The sequence below is a fragment of the Parasphingorhabdus sp. genome (assembly GCF_039982415.1).
In the GTDB taxonomy this organism is placed as follows: domain Bacteria; phylum Pseudomonadota; class Alphaproteobacteria; order Sphingomonadales; family Sphingomonadaceae; genus Parasphingorhabdus.
On sequence record NZ_JBDWYL010000006.1, the window covers coordinates 346,657 to 361,851 of the forward strand.

At 51.8% G+C, this 15,195-nt stretch carries 14 protein-coding genes; 8 read left to right on the forward strand and 6 right to left on the reverse strand.

Going from position 1 to position 15,195, the window contains the following annotated elements; translation table 11 throughout:
- Nucleotides 1–324: 324 nt before the first annotated feature.
- Nucleotides 325–2,034 (reverse strand): hypothetical protein, encoded by a 1,710-nt coding sequence (locus ABJU74_RS07355; protein WP_348383693.1) that lies wholly within the window; start codon nucleotides 2,032–2,034, stop codon nucleotides 325–327.
- Nucleotides 2,035–2,158: 124 nt separating this feature from the next.
- On the opposite strand from ABJU74_RS07355, the gene ABJU74_RS07360 reads away from it, so the two are divergent.
- The 7 genes from ABJU74_RS07360 to ABJU74_RS07390 all read left to right on the forward strand — a co-directional run bounded on the left by ABJU74_RS07360 (nucleotide 2,159) and on the right by ABJU74_RS07390 (nucleotide 9,269).
- On the forward strand, nucleotides 2,159–4,192 hold the full coding sequence (locus ABJU74_RS07360) for a hypothetical protein (protein WP_348383692.1): 2,034 nt from the start codon (nucleotides 2,159–2,161) through the stop codon (nucleotides 4,190–4,192).
- A gap of 114 nt (nucleotides 4,193–4,306) precedes the next feature.
- Nucleotides 4,307–5,314 carry an AraC family transcriptional regulator ligand-binding domain-containing protein gene (locus ABJU74_RS07365; RefSeq protein ID WP_348383691.1) on the forward strand — a complete coding sequence of 336 codons (1,008 nt, stop codon included), beginning with the start codon at nucleotides 4,307–4,309 and terminating at the stop codon, nucleotides 5,312–5,314.
- 100 nt (nucleotides 5,315–5,414) lie between these two features.
- Nucleotides 5,415–6,257 (forward strand): NAD(P)H-binding protein, encoded by an 843-nt coding sequence (locus ABJU74_RS07370; RefSeq protein WP_348383690.1) that lies wholly within the window; start codon nucleotides 5,415–5,417, stop codon nucleotides 6,255–6,257.
- Nucleotides 6,254–6,655 carry a DUF4345 domain-containing protein gene (locus tag ABJU74_RS07375; protein WP_348383689.1) on the forward strand — a complete coding sequence of 134 codons (402 nt, stop codon included), beginning with the start codon at nucleotides 6,254–6,256 and terminating at the stop codon, nucleotides 6,653–6,655. The genes ABJU74_RS07370 and ABJU74_RS07375 overlap by 4 nt, the downstream gene beginning before the upstream one ends.
- A gap of 43 nt (nucleotides 6,656–6,698) precedes the next feature.
- Nucleotides 6,699–7,202, forward strand: coding sequence for an anthrone oxygenase family protein (locus ABJU74_RS07380; RefSeq protein ID WP_348383688.1), 504 nt, complete (start codon nucleotides 6,699–6,701; stop codon nucleotides 7,200–7,202).
- A 24-nt stretch (nucleotides 7,203–7,226) separates the two neighbouring features.
- Nucleotides 7,227–8,498 (forward strand): serine hydrolase domain-containing protein, encoded by a 1,272-nt coding sequence (locus ABJU74_RS07385; RefSeq protein WP_348383687.1) that lies wholly within the window; start codon nucleotides 7,227–7,229, stop codon nucleotides 8,496–8,498.
- A 177-nt stretch (nucleotides 8,499–8,675) separates the two neighbouring features.
- Complete coding sequence (locus ABJU74_RS07390) at nucleotides 8,676–9,269, forward strand: PEPxxWA-CTERM sorting domain-containing protein (RefSeq protein WP_348383686.1); 594 nt, start codon at nucleotides 8,676–8,678, stop codon at nucleotides 9,267–9,269.
- A gap of 41 nt (nucleotides 9,270–9,310) precedes the next feature.
- Here the strand turns inward: ABJU74_RS07390 and ABJU74_RS07395 are convergent, their stop codons facing one another.
- Nucleotides 9,311–10,015: a hypothetical protein gene (locus ABJU74_RS07395; RefSeq protein ID WP_348383685.1), complete on the reverse strand. Its 705-nt coding sequence runs from the start codon at nucleotides 10,013–10,015 to the stop codon at nucleotides 9,311–9,313.
- 298 nt (nucleotides 10,016–10,313) lie between these two features.
- The gene (locus ABJU74_RS07400) at nucleotides 10,314–10,628 is read right to left on the reverse strand and encodes a hypothetical protein (RefSeq protein ID WP_348383684.1); all 315 of its coding nucleotides are present in this window, start codon (nucleotides 10,626–10,628) and stop codon (nucleotides 10,314–10,316) included.
- A 393-nt stretch (nucleotides 10,629–11,021) separates the two neighbouring features.
- Between ABJU74_RS07400 and ABJU74_RS07405 the strand changes: the two genes are divergently transcribed.
- Nucleotides 11,022–11,819 carry an aspartyl/asparaginyl beta-hydroxylase domain-containing protein gene (locus tag ABJU74_RS07405; protein ID WP_348422841.1) on the forward strand — a complete coding sequence of 266 codons (798 nt, stop codon included), beginning with the start codon at nucleotides 11,022–11,024 and terminating at the stop codon, nucleotides 11,817–11,819.
- 189 nt (nucleotides 11,820–12,008) lie between these two features.
- Here the strand turns inward: ABJU74_RS07405 and ABJU74_RS07410 are convergent, their stop codons facing one another.
- The 3 genes from ABJU74_RS07410 to ABJU74_RS07420 all read right to left on the reverse strand — a co-directional run bounded on the left by ABJU74_RS07410 (nucleotide 12,009) and on the right by ABJU74_RS07420 (nucleotide 15,118).
- Nucleotides 12,009–12,467 carry a MaoC family dehydratase gene (locus tag ABJU74_RS07410; protein ID WP_348383682.1) on the reverse strand — a complete coding sequence of 153 codons (459 nt, stop codon included), beginning with the start codon at nucleotides 12,465–12,467 and terminating at the stop codon, nucleotides 12,009–12,011.
- Nucleotides 12,468–12,566: 99 nt separating this feature from the next.
- A complete protein-coding gene (locus ABJU74_RS07415; protein ID WP_348383681.1) occupies nucleotides 12,567–13,481 on the reverse strand; it encodes an SDR family NAD(P)-dependent oxidoreductase in 915 nt (304 codons plus the stop codon).
- Between the two features lie 110 nt (nucleotides 13,482–13,591).
- Nucleotides 13,592–15,118: a wax ester/triacylglycerol synthase family O-acyltransferase gene (locus ABJU74_RS07420; RefSeq protein ID WP_348383680.1), complete on the reverse strand. Its 1,527-nt coding sequence runs from the start codon at nucleotides 15,116–15,118 to the stop codon at nucleotides 13,592–13,594.
- Between the last annotated feature and the right edge of the window lie 77 nt (nucleotides 15,119–15,195).

Sequence of the window (15,195 nt, forward strand, 5' to 3'; positions counted from 1 at the left end):
TATCGATAAGTGAAAAAATTTCTTACTTTTCAGCTGCGATAACCGTCCTGTATTTTAGGTAAGGTTGCAGAAAATGCTTGTTGTAATTGATCGATCAAATACCAACGATCCTCGATGAACGACATTAACTGGGAGATTATCAATACTTCCGACAGTCCCGAGCAGAATGTCCGCTTTTGCGCCCTTAGCGGATACCGGTGTTTACCCTTCAAATCAATTGCACAGTGTTCCGCCTTCGTTTGTTAGAAGTTGAAAATTCTTATGCCTTGGTTCGGCCAAAACTAGGGTAGTAGACGCTGGCAATTTTGATGCAGCAGAGCAGGATTAACCGATCACTTCGTCAAGCATATCGGCTAGCGCGAGGACCAGCTTGTCTGAATGATAATAGAATAAAAGCTCGCCTGCATCCGGGATCAGATCAAGTTTCATATTGGGTTTGCCGTCAATTGTCGCGATGAGTTTTTCGACCGGAATGGCGGCATCGGCCGTGCCATGGAGAAAGCGGGTTGGGGTTTCGCATTGCATGAAATCATCATACCATAATGCGGCAATCATCCGCATATCGTTGGTCAATGCTTTATGCTTTTGTGCAGTGAGCATAGCCGCGGCGGTTCGAATAAGCGCAACACACTCTGGATCATTAGCAGCTTTTTTATCCGCTTCACAGGCACTGTACATGGTTTGCCAAATATGCTCGGGTCCTTTTACGCGCATCATCCGATAGGTGACCATGACCGCCAGTTCGGTCAGCGTAGGCGATGTCCGCGCGAAGCGATTAGCAATCCGCCGCGCGGGGGAAAAATGATCAAAGCTCTCATCAGCTGAAAACGGGATATAGGTAGACGAACCGATTATGCCTTTGATCCGTGAATCGGGATTTTGGACGGCCCGGAATAACGGTATCGCGCCAACCGCGAGGCCGACAGCAACCCATTGATCGATGTGCAGATGTTGCGCGAGCGCGATGATCGCATCGGCGGCGCCCTGAGAGGCATCTTTGCGCGGGGAAGGATCGCTGTCGCCAAAGCTGGGCCGGCTGATGCAGTAAAGCTTGATGTTGCGTTCATGCAATAAGGCAACCCCATCGGGATGCAGCAGATAGCCGGTGGCCATGCCATGCGACAGGATCGCCGGGCGGCCATCAGGCGCCCCCATCCAGCTATAGGCAATATCCCGTCCGTAGCTGTCCTGAAAAATTTTCTGATTCCCCAGCGGGTCCTGCCATTTCCCGCTGTCGAGATTATCTCGGCGGGCGAGATGCGCACTGACCAGACCGAGCAAGCGAATTAAGTCGACCTGATTGGCGGTTTGGGTTTTGGCAAAAATTGTTCGCAATTGGGTTCTTATCGTGTGCACCGATGTCGACCGGATTTCAGCAATTTCATCCGTTCCGCACACATCAAGCAGTAGCCGGCACACATCGGTTTCTGCTTCGGTAAGATCGAATGACTGCATTAATAGAGCAGAGAGATTTTCGGTCCAGCCAAAGTCCAGCTCCCGAATGGCAAGCAGTCCGGGATGCTGTTCTTCATCGAGAATAAAGGCCTCCGCGAGACTGATCCGACCATCGTCGGACACCGTGCGCACAATGCTATGCAGATGATTACCGCGCTTGATCGTGCTGCGTCGAACCTGGTCCAGATTATCGTGAGACAAGGGATCAAGCCAATGCATTGATGTCGGAGCGCCGCGCCGGACGCCCCACTTGTCAAAAGCCAGGTCATTGAGCGCGACCACCAGATTATTGGGGCTCAATATCAAGGCAGCGCCGGCAACAGAGGACACGGCATCTTCAACCAGATCTTTGGGATCGGTATCCTCCAACGCGATTTTTTTGATCATGGCCGAAAGCGAACCGAGGTGGCGGTTGATCAGAAAATCATCGACCCGGTTTCCGCCATGTTGATCAATCCATTCGAGGCGCTCCGTCCAAACATCTATAAACTTATCATAAGCCGTGGCATCAGCGATGAAACGATAGCTCGTTTCGAGCAATTTCAGTTCTTCTTCACCCAGTTCAGATTCTTGCGCCATGCCGGTATATTATCTACCTCCTGAAATGGTGCATACTCCATATGGTGTATGACGAACAGTTTTTGTCCAGCAATATCTATTGCCGCAGACCAATCGGGCGCGTCGTGTAACTATAGGATTTGCGATGAAGACTAAAAAATCAGGGAAACCAAGCTGGTCGATCATGCTGGCGTTGATAACAATGCTGTGGGCAACCGTCCCTGTCTCCAGCGGCCCATTACAATTTGTTGCTGCGGCTCAAACGGACAAAGCCGCTCTTGCGGGACCGGGAGTGAGACGGGTCCAAAGAAATTTTGAAAAGCGCACAGCTGACGCGATCAAAAGCTGTCGCTTGGCGGCACAAAGGATATTGGTAAAAGAACTCGACGACGAAGCCGCGCTCCTGCTTAAGCAACGCTCTTTATTGCTCGACCGCATGATAAAGCTGAAAGATAAAGATGCCATAGCTGCAGCCAAGCAGCGCAATAATGATCTTGAAGATGCGTTTCACATCACCGCAAATTACAAGCTCCGATTGTTTCGCGCTTGTTCGCCGTTCAGCATCAGCAACGAAATCATCTCGCTCAAAAAACAGTGTAAGATGAAACGAGCAGACATATTGCTTGCCAAATTAAAGCGTTTGGTGGGGGAATATAACAAAGAATTGGAGGCAATTAAGGCCGCTGGTACAAGAAGCACAATGTCGCGCGCAAAAGCGGAAGTTCAATTGCAGCGCACAACCGAAGCCTATAATCGCGCGCAGACATTCAAAACGCCGGAATGCAAAGATCAAAAGAATAAGGGCGATTCGGACACCGGCGGAGAAACGGTCGAACTGGGTGACATTAGCGGGCCAGCATCAGAGCCCAACTTGTCGTCCTCCGATCAAGCCGCATTAGCCGAACGCAACCGATTGGAAGAGAAGTCGGCTTGGCTCTTGGGGGACTGGAAATATAAAGCCTGGAGAGGCGGAACAACCGATGCCGTGTTGCGCTTCACACTGGACAATGGCGGCACCATATCTGGCACCTTGGTATCGACGACGCCAGAAATGGCGCAAAAAGGATATCAGGTTGGCATGACATTGTTGCGCGGATTGCGGGACACCAGTGATCAGCTCAACCAACCCGCAGCCATTTGGAGCCACAGGGCTGATGTCGCCGAGATATTTTCTCCGCGAGACCCGAGCAGAAAGACGGGGCAAATTTATGGCCAAGCCCAATGGGTCAAGGGCGGCGTGATTTTTCTGGAGAAAAAAACATCCGAATTGGGTGGTTCCACTGGCTTTGGTAACCGATTGAACTTCCATCGCGGAAAATTGTTGCGGCCGGATTTAACGTCTTTGGAAAATGTAATCCAGCAGATGACACAGCGGGTTAACCGGCTCGATGAAAGGGCCGTGTTGGATGCGCGGCTAGAGGCATTGCCAGAAATTGTCGCGCAATTGCGCCGCGCCGGCCAAGATAGTCAGGAAGCTCAAGATGTCGCCAATATCTTGCAAATGATGCTAAATCGCGAAGAGTTTAGAGACAATTTTCGATTAAATGATGTTTTTGCGACGCTGGAAACATCAGACGATCCTGGTGATCAGCGCAGCGCACTGCAAACATTAGCCAGTTATGTGATTGCCCAGGGCACTCATCTGGCGCAGCCGGTTGCGGGCAATGACTATGATGAAAATATTGCGGCTAACATGTTTCTAATCGGACGCTATGGTTCAGCATTGCTCGATGACATTCGCAATCCGGCAGGCGCCTATACCAATAGTAATATCTCGCGATCAACGGCGGCACTCGCCACATTACAAGGCATAGCGTCTCTCGCGCGAAACCCAAAAGGCCGGAACGGTCGGGCGTTGATGGATGGATTGCGTAACCTGACCACAATACCTGCGGCTCGGGCCGGACTGACCCCGGCTCTCGGCATTCCTGCCGAATCCGCGGCTGCGGTACTGCAAAATACGGTCAAGGGCTTTACGCATACGACAGATGCGTTGAAAGAATTGCCTAAGGCGTTTCGCGGTGATCGATCAGCAATTGCCAGAGCAATGGGCCATGCCAGACAGGTTCAGCGGGTCATTTCTTCTCGTGGCTATGGTGAAGCGATCAAAGGCGCTATTACCAATCGCTTGATAAATCGCATTCCCTTTGTCCGAACCATGGTAAACTGGTTTAACTAGTTTCGATATCGCCGCTTCGCGAAAAGGGAAATGTGCGATCATCGCAAATGCGCACAGCCATTTTCAGGATTAAATCGGTCTCGCCAAGCGCAAAATTTTTTTATATCTGGTCCTATGGGCCAGATTACGTCGCTATATGTCTATAAAGTCATCGGGCAAGCCAGTGCTGGTGTTGCCACACGCGATTTGGTTGAATCTTTGGGTTTGGCGCCTGACGGCCCCATTGATCCGACCCAGATGGTCTCTTCTGCCGACTATTATCAGTTTTTCGCGGCCCTGGCGGAACGCGATCCGAGCGGCCTTGCATTGCCTTTGCGCATCGGGGCGGCGATGCGCAGTGACGAATATGGTGCCTTTGGACTGGCCTGGAAAGCCGCACCTGATCTGCGCGGCTCCTATGTCAGATCCACGCGCTATGGGCGCGTATTGGGCAATGCGGAAACCTATTCGCTCGAACAATGTCCAGATGGCTGGTTCTACAATCTTGAAAAAGCAGGAGATGGCAGTCTTGGTATGTTGCTGTCCAATGAGGCTAGCCTGTCAGCCGTTGTCGCGATTAGCCAAGAAGTTAGCACAGCGAAATTTGTCCCCGAGGCCGTGTTTTTCAAACATGCCCCCAGAGGTGACATAGCGGTTTACGCCGATCATTTTGGTTGCCCAGTGCATTTTGAGTCGAACCGCAATGCCTTGCTCGTCAGCGAAGAAACTCTGGCCGTGTCCAACAGGCTAGGCGATGAAACAATAGCAACATTTTTTGATCGCCATTTGGAAAAGGAACTGGCGGAGCTTGCCGACGCCAATAGTTTGGAAAAGCGCGTCCGGCTCACTGTGGCGCAATTGCTCAGCGAAGGCGTGCCGACGCTTTCAGTCATCGCGTCAAAATTGGGGATGAGCTCGCGAACGCTGCAACGACGGCTATCCGATCAAGGGCATTCCTTTCAGAATTTGGTTGATCTCGCGCGTCAGGAACTCGCGCAGCAATTGCTGCGCGATACAAAATATAGTCTCGCAGAGATTGCATTTCTGACCGGCTTTGCGGAACAGAGCGGTTTCACACGGGCCTTCAAGCGTTGGGCTGGACAGACGCCGCGTTCCTATCGCATCGGATCCGCGATCAGTTGATTTTGGCGCGAACTGTCAAAAGACTGGCATTATCGGACAAGAATAGGCCCCAGCTGCCGTTTATGAATTGACTTGCACAAACCAGTTGAGGAGCAAGTTCATGAATGTCCTGCGCGATAAGAAAAGCGTCACCCTTATTCTGGGGGGTACAGGAAAAACCGGCAAACGCATTGCAGAACGCCTGATTCAAAAAGGCCATGCTGTTCGCATAGGCTCAAGATCAGCCCTGCCATCTTTTGATTGGGACAATGAAAAAACCTGGGATGCCTGCCTGAACGGCGTGACGGCTGTATATATAAGCTACACCCCTGATCTTGCTATCCCGGGCGCAGCCGATGCCATCCAGGCCTTTGTCGACAAAGCGAAAGGCGAAGCTGTTGAGCGGGTGGTTCTCTTGTCCGGCCGCGGTGAAGAAGAGGCGCAAGCCTGTGAGCGTATCGTCGCCGGATCCGGCCTGGAATGGACTGTTGTTCGAGCAAGCTGGTTCAATCAGAATTTCTCAGAAGGCGCCTTTATTGACATGGTGTTGAACGGCACCATCACTTTACCAGCCGGAGACATGCTGGAGCCTTTTGTCGATGCCGATGATATCGCCGATGTCGCGGTTGCGGCGCTGATCGAAGACGGCCATGCGGGCGAAATCTATGAAGTCACGGGCCCGAGACTCCTGGCCTTCGATGATATCGCACATGCTCTTTCCAAAGCGCTCGGCAGGCAAATTAGCTATGTCGATATCCCGCATGAGACTTTTGTCGACAGCATCCGTAAATCTGGTGCGCCTGATGATGTTGTCTGGATGCTCGACTATCTTTTTGCAACGGTATTGGATGGCCGCAATGCCCATCTTTCAGACGGCGTAGAACGCGCTCTGGGCCGCCCGGCAAAAGACTTTACGAATTATGCCCGCGATGCTGCGGCGACGAATTGTTGGGAGTTGGTATGATGGCCTCTCTTTTTACCTCCATTTTTATTGGCGTTGCTGGTGGATTACTGATCATGGTCGGTACCGGCCTGTTGTTTCAACCGCACGAATTTTCAGCCGCCCATGGGATCATCCTTGCGGACAATCCCAGCCAGCTTTCAGAAGTCCGCGCACCCGGCGCTTTTCTGATGATCAGCGCCTTATTCCTGCTTTTCAGTGTCGGCCGAACCCGGTTCTTACAGCCAGCAGTGGCGTTGATTATAGCCATTTATGGATCTTATGGTTTCGCTCGGTTGTTTAGCTTGATGCACGATGGCCTGCCATCCCAAGCGTTGGTCCAAGCGATGGCCTTGGAATTGGCCGTCGCCTTTCTCGGCGCGATCTTATGGCTGCGATTGCGGTTTACTCAATCCCAATAATCCCGCGCTGCATTGCGCAAAACCTCACCAAAAGGAATTTCTTATGTCTCATCTATGGTCTGTCTATATCTGCCTTGCGCTGGGTCTCTGGTGCGCTTTTGAAGGCGGTGTGTTCAAGGCATTTTCCGAATTTATCATGAAAGGCTTGCAGCGCGCTGCCCCAGCTAGCGCCATTGAAGCGATGCAGCAAATCAACAAGACAGTGATCCGCACTGAATTTGTGGCGGCCCTGTTTGCGATCACAGCCTTCTCACTGGCCTTTGCCCTTTATGGTTTGATCGCGCTGGATGGCGTGGTCCGCCTGATCCTCATCGCCGCGGCCTTGCTATATCTTTGCGGCGTGTTCCTGATGACGCTGTTTGGCAATGTTCCGATGAACAACCGGCTAGCCGCGCTGGACCATAGATCAGCCGATGCACAGGCTTATTGGGAGGTTTATGGAAAAAAATGGACCCGCCTCAATCATTTCCGGACCGGCGGATCCTTTTTGGCGGCCGGATTATATTTGGTCGCAGCCCTCAGTTTGATGGTCGGCAAATCTGTCTGACAATCCCCAATATAGGAGCAGATTATGAAACAATATTTTCTCATTGCCCTCGGCACCATCCTCGCAATTGTCGGTTGGACCATATTGGTTTTTCTGAACAGCAGTGAAGGATGGCTGCAGGAACCTCTCACCACCTCCCGGTCATCGGATGCCTTTATGACCGCTGCTGAAAAAATCATCGATGAACAAGCGCGTGGCAATATTGCCATGATAATGGTCGAAAAAGGCAAGGTTGTGGAGAGCCACTATCGATCATCCGGCGCACCGGTTGATCAGGACAGTGTTTTTCAAGTCGCGTCACTAAGTAAATGGCTCACTGCTTGGGGTGTCATGGTCCTCGTCGACGATGGCTTGATCGACATTGATGCGCCGGTTGAGCAATATCTCACACGGTGGCAACTTCCCAATAGCGAATTTGATCATTCCGGCGTGACCATTGGCAGATTGCTCAGTCATACGGGCGGTCTTGATGACGGTCTGGGCTATAACGGGTTCGACACTGCTAGTGCCGTGCAAACACTGGAAGCGTCGCTGACGCGCGCCAAGGATGCTTCACCCGGCAAGAACGGGATTGTGAAGGTTGGCCAAGAGCCGGGCGAAGAATGGAATTATTCTGGCGGCGGATATACGCTGTTGCAACTGGTGATTGAGGAAGTCTCGGGCCTTGCCTTTGCCGACCATATGAAAAAACGGGTTTTCGAGCCGCTCGGCATGACACGCACGACCTTTGATCATGGCGAGGCAATGGCAATGGGCTTGGCCGAAAATTTCACACCCGATGGCCACACCGAACCGTTTCGCTGGTATAGCGCTCTGGGCGCCACCTCGCTTTTTACCTCGGCGGCCGACATGGCGCGATTTGTAGAGAGCCAGGGTCCCAGCGCGGTTCAATCCCTATTGTCCGACGAGACACGGCACAAAATGGCCACGGCTCATGCATCATCGCTCGGCGCAGATGTCTGGGGATTGGGTGTGATGCTATATGCCCCGAACAACCAAGGCGGCTTTATCATCGGCCATGACGGGAATAATGAACCCGCAATCAACAGCGCCGTCCGACTTGATCCCGCCACCGGCAATGGCATCATTATTCTAGAGACCGGCAACGCCCTGCTCGCAACAGAAATTGCAGGCCATTGGATATTCTGGAAAACCGGCAATATCGATAATCTGGCCTTCGCGATGAAGGTGGATAATATGGTCCAGTGGATATTAATCGGCAGCATCCTGATCTTGATCTTCGGAATCGGCGCCGGGTGGCGAACGCGGCGCAGTCGGCAAGCCCGAGCCGATTGATCATGAGGCGAGCAATCTATCGATATAGACTGCGCGGCAGAAAAATAATCCGTCATACTTCATATGGCGTATGACGGTTTTTTGCATGTAGCTATTGTCTGTGCATGACCAAAACCGGACTCGGACCGTTTCTTTCCGGATCCACCAAGAGGCTTTGGCTTCAACAGGAGAATTAATGTGAAAACGGAAAATTTTGTGAAGAATAATATTAGGTTGTTCGGGTCCGCAATCGCCCTGGCTCTGGCCAGCGTTTCGATGCCAGCTGCCGCTGCCACGCTGATCGGTGATACGGTCACAATCGAACTAGGCAAAAACGGTGGAAGCTTCGGAGTCCAGAATGTAGTTGTCGGTGCTGGCGAAGAGGGGCAATATTTTGGCAACCAGTTTTTCGATTTCGGTGCAAACAGCTTTGCGTTCCGGTCGACCGGCACCTTTACCAGTTACAGCGGTGGTCCCGGCGGTTCGATCATTTTGGCTTTGTCCAGTTTGGATTTGGGCACGCCGATAACCAGCGTCGACTTCACGACCTCTTTGACCGGTGTTTCCACCGCGTTTACATCAGATTCCGTATCGTTTTTCTTCACCGATCAAGCCTTACCGGCAGAGACCTATTTAACGGCCACCTTCAACACAGCGGCTGTCCCGGAACCTGCGACCTGGGCCATGATGCTCATCGGCTTTGGCCTGATCGGCGGTGCCATACGTCGCCGTAAAGCGGTGCACCATATGCCGCAACTCACTCCAACCGGACCTATTTCCAACGGGGTATGAGGCATCGCCGAACGGCTCAGCGAAGGAAGCGCTATACAGAGCTACTTGGGTAAAATTGAAATTTGATCGCCGGGCAGATCAGTAAAAGCGCCGCCATCGCCGTCGGCCTTGAACTTAACCAATATCTCGACAGTCTGATCACATATTTCGATAGGCCATATTTCGGCCCAATGCCCGGCATAACGGACACCAAATATGTCGGGACCCAATCCATCGGTCTCAGATTTTATCCGGGTAACGCCCAGTTTGAACTTGTCTTTGGCATCGCAACCAATGCCTTTGCGCTGGAGAGCGCCGGTTGCGGCCAACAGGGCTAACGGAAGCGTGTCGCTAATCAGGGAGTCGTGCGCATAAGATTTGCCGCGATTGACCCGGATGGTTTTCAAGCTGTTATCGTTATTTTGCATCACCATGTAGCGGACCGGCACAGTATCGCATCCGGGCAAACGAGCGGTCACCGTCCAAGCGTTGCGCATTTGTTGGCGCAGCACGGCTCGGAAGACGAATCGATTGGCGGTTGCCGGATGAACCCTATCGAGGGTAACCGCAGACTCAGCGCAAGCCTTGCTCGCCGGATAAATCTGTTTTGCCGTGCTATGAACTGCTTCCTGAAGCTCCTCATTGCTCAACACAGGTGCAGCGTTGTTCCATTGATTTAGCTTTTCAAGAACCAGCTGATGTTGGGTCATGCCGGGACTGGCATAACCCGTCAGCAACAGAGCCAAAACGAGATACTTCTTCTTCAAGGCGAACATCCTTCTTTGGGATTATCGGTCATTGCTGCTCATCAATATCCAACGGATAAGCGCGAATACAAAAAAAGATGGTAAGGAATAAGCTGACAATTGTTTCGAACATCTGATGTTAATCCTAAGGCACATCTCTTCCTTTCGCAATTTTGTCGTTAACGGATCAATTGTTTTCACATTGCCGATGACCGCTTTTCCAACCAAAGTGGTGATGTCCGCTTTATCCCGAAAGCGGACGCTAGTTTCAAAGTGCTATCGAACAGCTTTTGTAGTGAATGCGGATAAGAGGTGGGCTTCAATATCGCGCATCATGGCGAACAGAACTATCCCCCGCTGCGTTGTCACCACACGCCCAAAGGTCCAAATCGTCATTGGCCACGTGATAAGTCGCAAAGGCAATAAAATACGACCTATCATCAAATGAAAATGACTTCGGTTGTCCCTTGACAAATATTCCGGCTGGAAGACCATCCCAGTCAGCTTCTTGAACCTTGATGTCGATCAATTCTCGCACTTCCTCGCTGTCACGCATGCTATAACGATACTCTCTTCGCATCGTTGCGATTTCGTTCAGGCAAGGGTCATCCGACAACCGCTTTTCGATGTCCAAGACTAGCGCAACATCAGGTCCATCTGAGGTTTCGAGGGTTACCTGATAGTTAGGCTCCTGTGAGCACCCAGAAACAAGAATGCTGCAAAGTAAAGCTATAAGGCGGTTTCGCATAGCTCACTAGGCTAGTCTGCTAGAGCAATGCTTGCAAGCGGGTCGGATCGGATCGTTAGCTATAGTTTTCCTAATGTCCGCTTTTGCGCCCGAAGCGGACACTCTCTTCTCGCCTCTTTAGCTCTTTTTTTCGCGATTCAGATTCTCATACAAAACCTGCAAAATATCCCCCCCCCCCCCCCCGCGGCATACTCCATTTGGTGTATGACAGCGTGTTTCTTGTCACATTATGTAAATTCCCTGAGGAAAACTGGTTTTGCTTTGACGGGGAAATTGAATATGAAACAGATACAAGCGCAGTTGCCGGAACCGGCACTGAAGCGGATCAAGCCGTCTTCACTTGTTGTTAAATTTGGGAAGAAGATACGCAGACATGTGGACCGCGTGTTGGCCAAAAACTCCAAAGTCGGAAATTTACCGGTTTTCGAAAGTTCGGCTTTTTCATTTACAAAATTGCTCGAGGACAATGCAGATATAATTGCGCAGGAGGCCCGCGCCGTTCTTGCTCAGCATGATGGCGTTCACCCTATTCATGAAGTATCGCCCGATCACAGCCGTATTGCGCATGACAAAAAGTGGAAATCGTTATTTTTAATTGGTTACGGCTATCGGTTTAATCATAATTGTGCACGCTGCCCGGAGACGACAAAGATATTGGAAAAGATTCCAGGTTTGAACTCTGGCTTTTTCTCCATAATGGAGGCCGGCGCTGATATTCCCAGTCATTGCGGTGTGACAAAAGCCTTACTTACTTGCCATCTTGGATTGGTGATCCCCGATAATTTTTATTCTTGCGGTATAAAAATTTGCGACAAAGTTTGTCATTGGCAACAGGGAAAGACATTAGTCTTTGACGATACATTTCGGCATGAAGCTTGGAACCGGGCAAGCGGTGACCGGGTTGTTCTGCTCCTGCAATTTGATCGTCCGATGACCCTGCTGGGACGGCTTGTGGGCGGTTTGTTTTTGTCAGGCATCCGCGGCAGTAGTTTTGTGCAGGACGGCAGGCGTAATGTTGTAGAGAGAGATAAAGCCCTCGGATTGAAAGCATCGTCAAGTCCATTCTATCCGCTTTAAAATATCACCAAGGCTGACTTTTACAGTCCATCTAACGCAAGATAAGCGTCATTGGATTCTTGATGTGAAATATGGCTTGAGCAAGCATTGTAAAAACGGCCGCTTTTGCGCTCGCAGCAAACAGGGATGAGGCACAAAAAGGGCCCCGGAATCGATCCGAGGCCCGTTTTCAATTCGCTATTGTTTTGCTTATCCGACCACGATCATCGCAAGGGATCGCGCAATCAGAGCTGGCGTTTCAATGCCATCTATTTCCACCGTGACGTCATAAGTCATCAGCCAGCGGCCGGGTTGTTTTTCGACCGCATCCACCAGCACATGGCGCGCGCGGACTTTCGAGCCGGCGCGGACGGGGTTGAGGAACCGAACCTTATCATAGCCATAGTTAATCCCCATCACCGTGCCTTCCAGACCTAGTGTGCAGCCATAAGACATGGCCGGCATCAAGGAGAGCGTCAGCAAGCCATGCGCAATCGTTCCACCAAATGGCGTTGCCTTGGCTTTTTCCTCATCAATATGAATGAATTGATGGTCTTCGGTGCAGTCAGCAAATTTGTTGATCCGGTCCTGACTGGCTTCAAACCAATCCGACACGCCCACTTCTTTGCCTTTCCAGCTATCCAGTTCGCTTGCATTAATTACCGGCATAATATCTCTCCTCTAATCTCTTTTCGTTTCCTGTTGCAGCGGTCGATCGACCCCATTTGAAAATCGACACCGACGTCTCAACATGCCTGACTTGCAGGCTTAACCCTTCATCACTTCCTGCATACGGCGGAAAAATTTGCCGCCCTGTCCGCCGCCATTGGCATATTCCTGCATGCCGGTTTCATCGAGAATTTGATCGATATTGGCGGCGATGGCTTCTGCGCTGCGCTCTGCTTCGGGCAACCAAATGCCTTCGGTCTCGAGAATTTTTGCAGCAGCATAGCCACCGGCACCAGCGGTCAATATCGTCTTCGAAGGGGCGCCATCGCTGCACAGATAAACCACAGCCGGTGTAACCGCTTCCGGTACCAGCGCTTTCAACGCTTCTTCCGGCATGATATCTTCAGTCATCCGCGTCGCGGCCACCGGGGAAATACAATTGGTATGAATGCCCTTGCCCGCGCCTTCTTGGTGCAGAGTGTTCATAAAACCAACCAGGGCGAGTTTCGCCGCACCATAATTGGCTTGACCAAAATTGCCGTACAGACCGGTCGAAGACGTGGTCATAACGATCCGGCCAAATTGGCGTTCGCGCATGTGATCCCACACCGCCTTGGTGCAATTGGCGCTGCCCATAAGATGGACATCCATGACAAAATCAAAATCTTCCATGGTCATTTTGTGAAAACTCTTGTCCCGCAAAACGCCCGCATTGTTGACCAATATATCGACATGGCCCCATTTTTCGATCGCCTCTGCGACCATTTTTTCGACGGCCGGCATGTCCGTAACGCTGCAACCGGCAGCCATGGCTTCGCCACCTTCGGCTTCAATTTCAGCAACCACGCCTTCGGCGACAGTGGCCGATCCGCCTGTACCATCGCGCGCGCCGCCAAAATCATTGACGACCACTTTGACGCCGCGCCGGGCCAATTCCATTGCATGCTGTTTACCAAGACCAGCACCGGCGCCGGTGACAATCGCTACGCGATCATTAAATTCTACTGTGCTCATGGGATTTTCGCCTCTCGCTTGTTCATGAAGAATATGTTGCGCTGTGGGATGCGCAATCCTCTTCATCGAGTCAAGCAATGGCTCTGTTCACATTGGTGAAGAAACCGCGCCTATTTCTTGCGCCCCTTGCCTGCCGTAGCGGAACGCGTGGTCAGCCGTTTTTTCGGTTTTTTCGCAGCTGCCTTTTTCGCCTTGGATTTTTTCGCTGTAGCCGCTGTCGCTTTTTTCGCAGCAGCCAGCAGCGCCTTGAAGCTTTTTTCGGCCATCGCCACATAGGCGGCAGGGTCAGGCAGCATTTCGCGATCGGCAGTAATCGTCAGCATGACTTCGCCGTGATAGCTGGTCACAATATGAAAGACCCCCATGCCATCAGTCGGCAGCCCCATGCCGAAGCTGCGCTTGAGTTCCGCGCCGGAGAAAAACATCGACACGGGCGGACCAGGCACATTGGTGACCACCGTGTTCATTTGCGGTGCCACGGTTTGGCCTAGGCCCATGCGAGCAGCCAATTTAGTTGCCGCAGCGGTCAGACCGGCCGGCATGGCTCCGCTTAACTCCATCAGCGTCCGCGCGCCGACAGCTTCGACCATTTCCTTGGATCGCGCGGTTTCCTTTGCGACAAATTCCAGCCGCTTGGCGGTATCAGCAATATGCGTGCCGAGCCCGACCGTCATCATCGAAACCTGATTACCGCCCGCCGCTTCACCATTGTCATCGCGAACGGAAATGGGCGCACCGGCTTTAAGCGTATGGTCGGGCAATTCCCCTTTGCTGTCGAGATAAGCGCGCATCGTCCCGCCGACGACGGTCAACATCACATCATTTACCGTCACACCGGGGAAAGCGCTCCGAATGGCTTTAATATCCGACAGCGGAAATATTTTTCCGTCAAAGACCCGGTGCGGGGTCAACCGATTGCCAAAGCGGGTTTTGGGAATACCGGTTGCGGCGTCCCTTTGCTGTTTGTTTTCCTTTGCGAAATCAAACATGCGCTTGGGCACGGGGAGCAATTTACCCAGCGATTGCAGCCCGCGGACCGGATTGGCAATATTGTTGACCTGCGCGCGCATCAAGAGACCCAGATCATTCGGCTTGTTCTCTGGCTTCCATTGGCGATCCCATTGCCGTGGTTTCATTTTCGCATCCAAATCATGCAAAGCCAAAGTCATCTGCAGACCAGATTGTCCATCCATCGCGGCATGATGAAATTTGTGCAAAACAGCAAAACTGCCTTTGGGAATGCCTTCGACATTATCGAGACCCTCAATGACCGTAAACTCCCATAGCGGGCGGTTCATATCAAGCGGGCGCGCATAGATGCGCGCCGCCTGGATGCACAATTGGCGCCAATCTCCTGGCTGCGGCAATGCGATATGGCGGACATGATATTCGAGATCGAAATTTTCATCCTCGATCCAATAGGGATGATCGAGGTCAAGCGGCACCCGAACCAATTTCTGGCGGAAGATCCGCGCGCCATCCAAGCGGCCTTCAATATAGTGCAAAATATCTTTAAAGCCTACTTTACCGCCCGGCGCTGTCGACGGATCATAGATAAGCAATTGGCCGATATGCATCGGCGTGTTGCGTGTCTCGGTATAGGCAAACATCGCGTCGAGCGCGCCCAATTGTTCCATGATCGTCCCCTCATGATTCTTGTTGCCACAACCATAAGTCAGATTGGTTAAAGAAGCGAATCGGATAGACCGTCTGG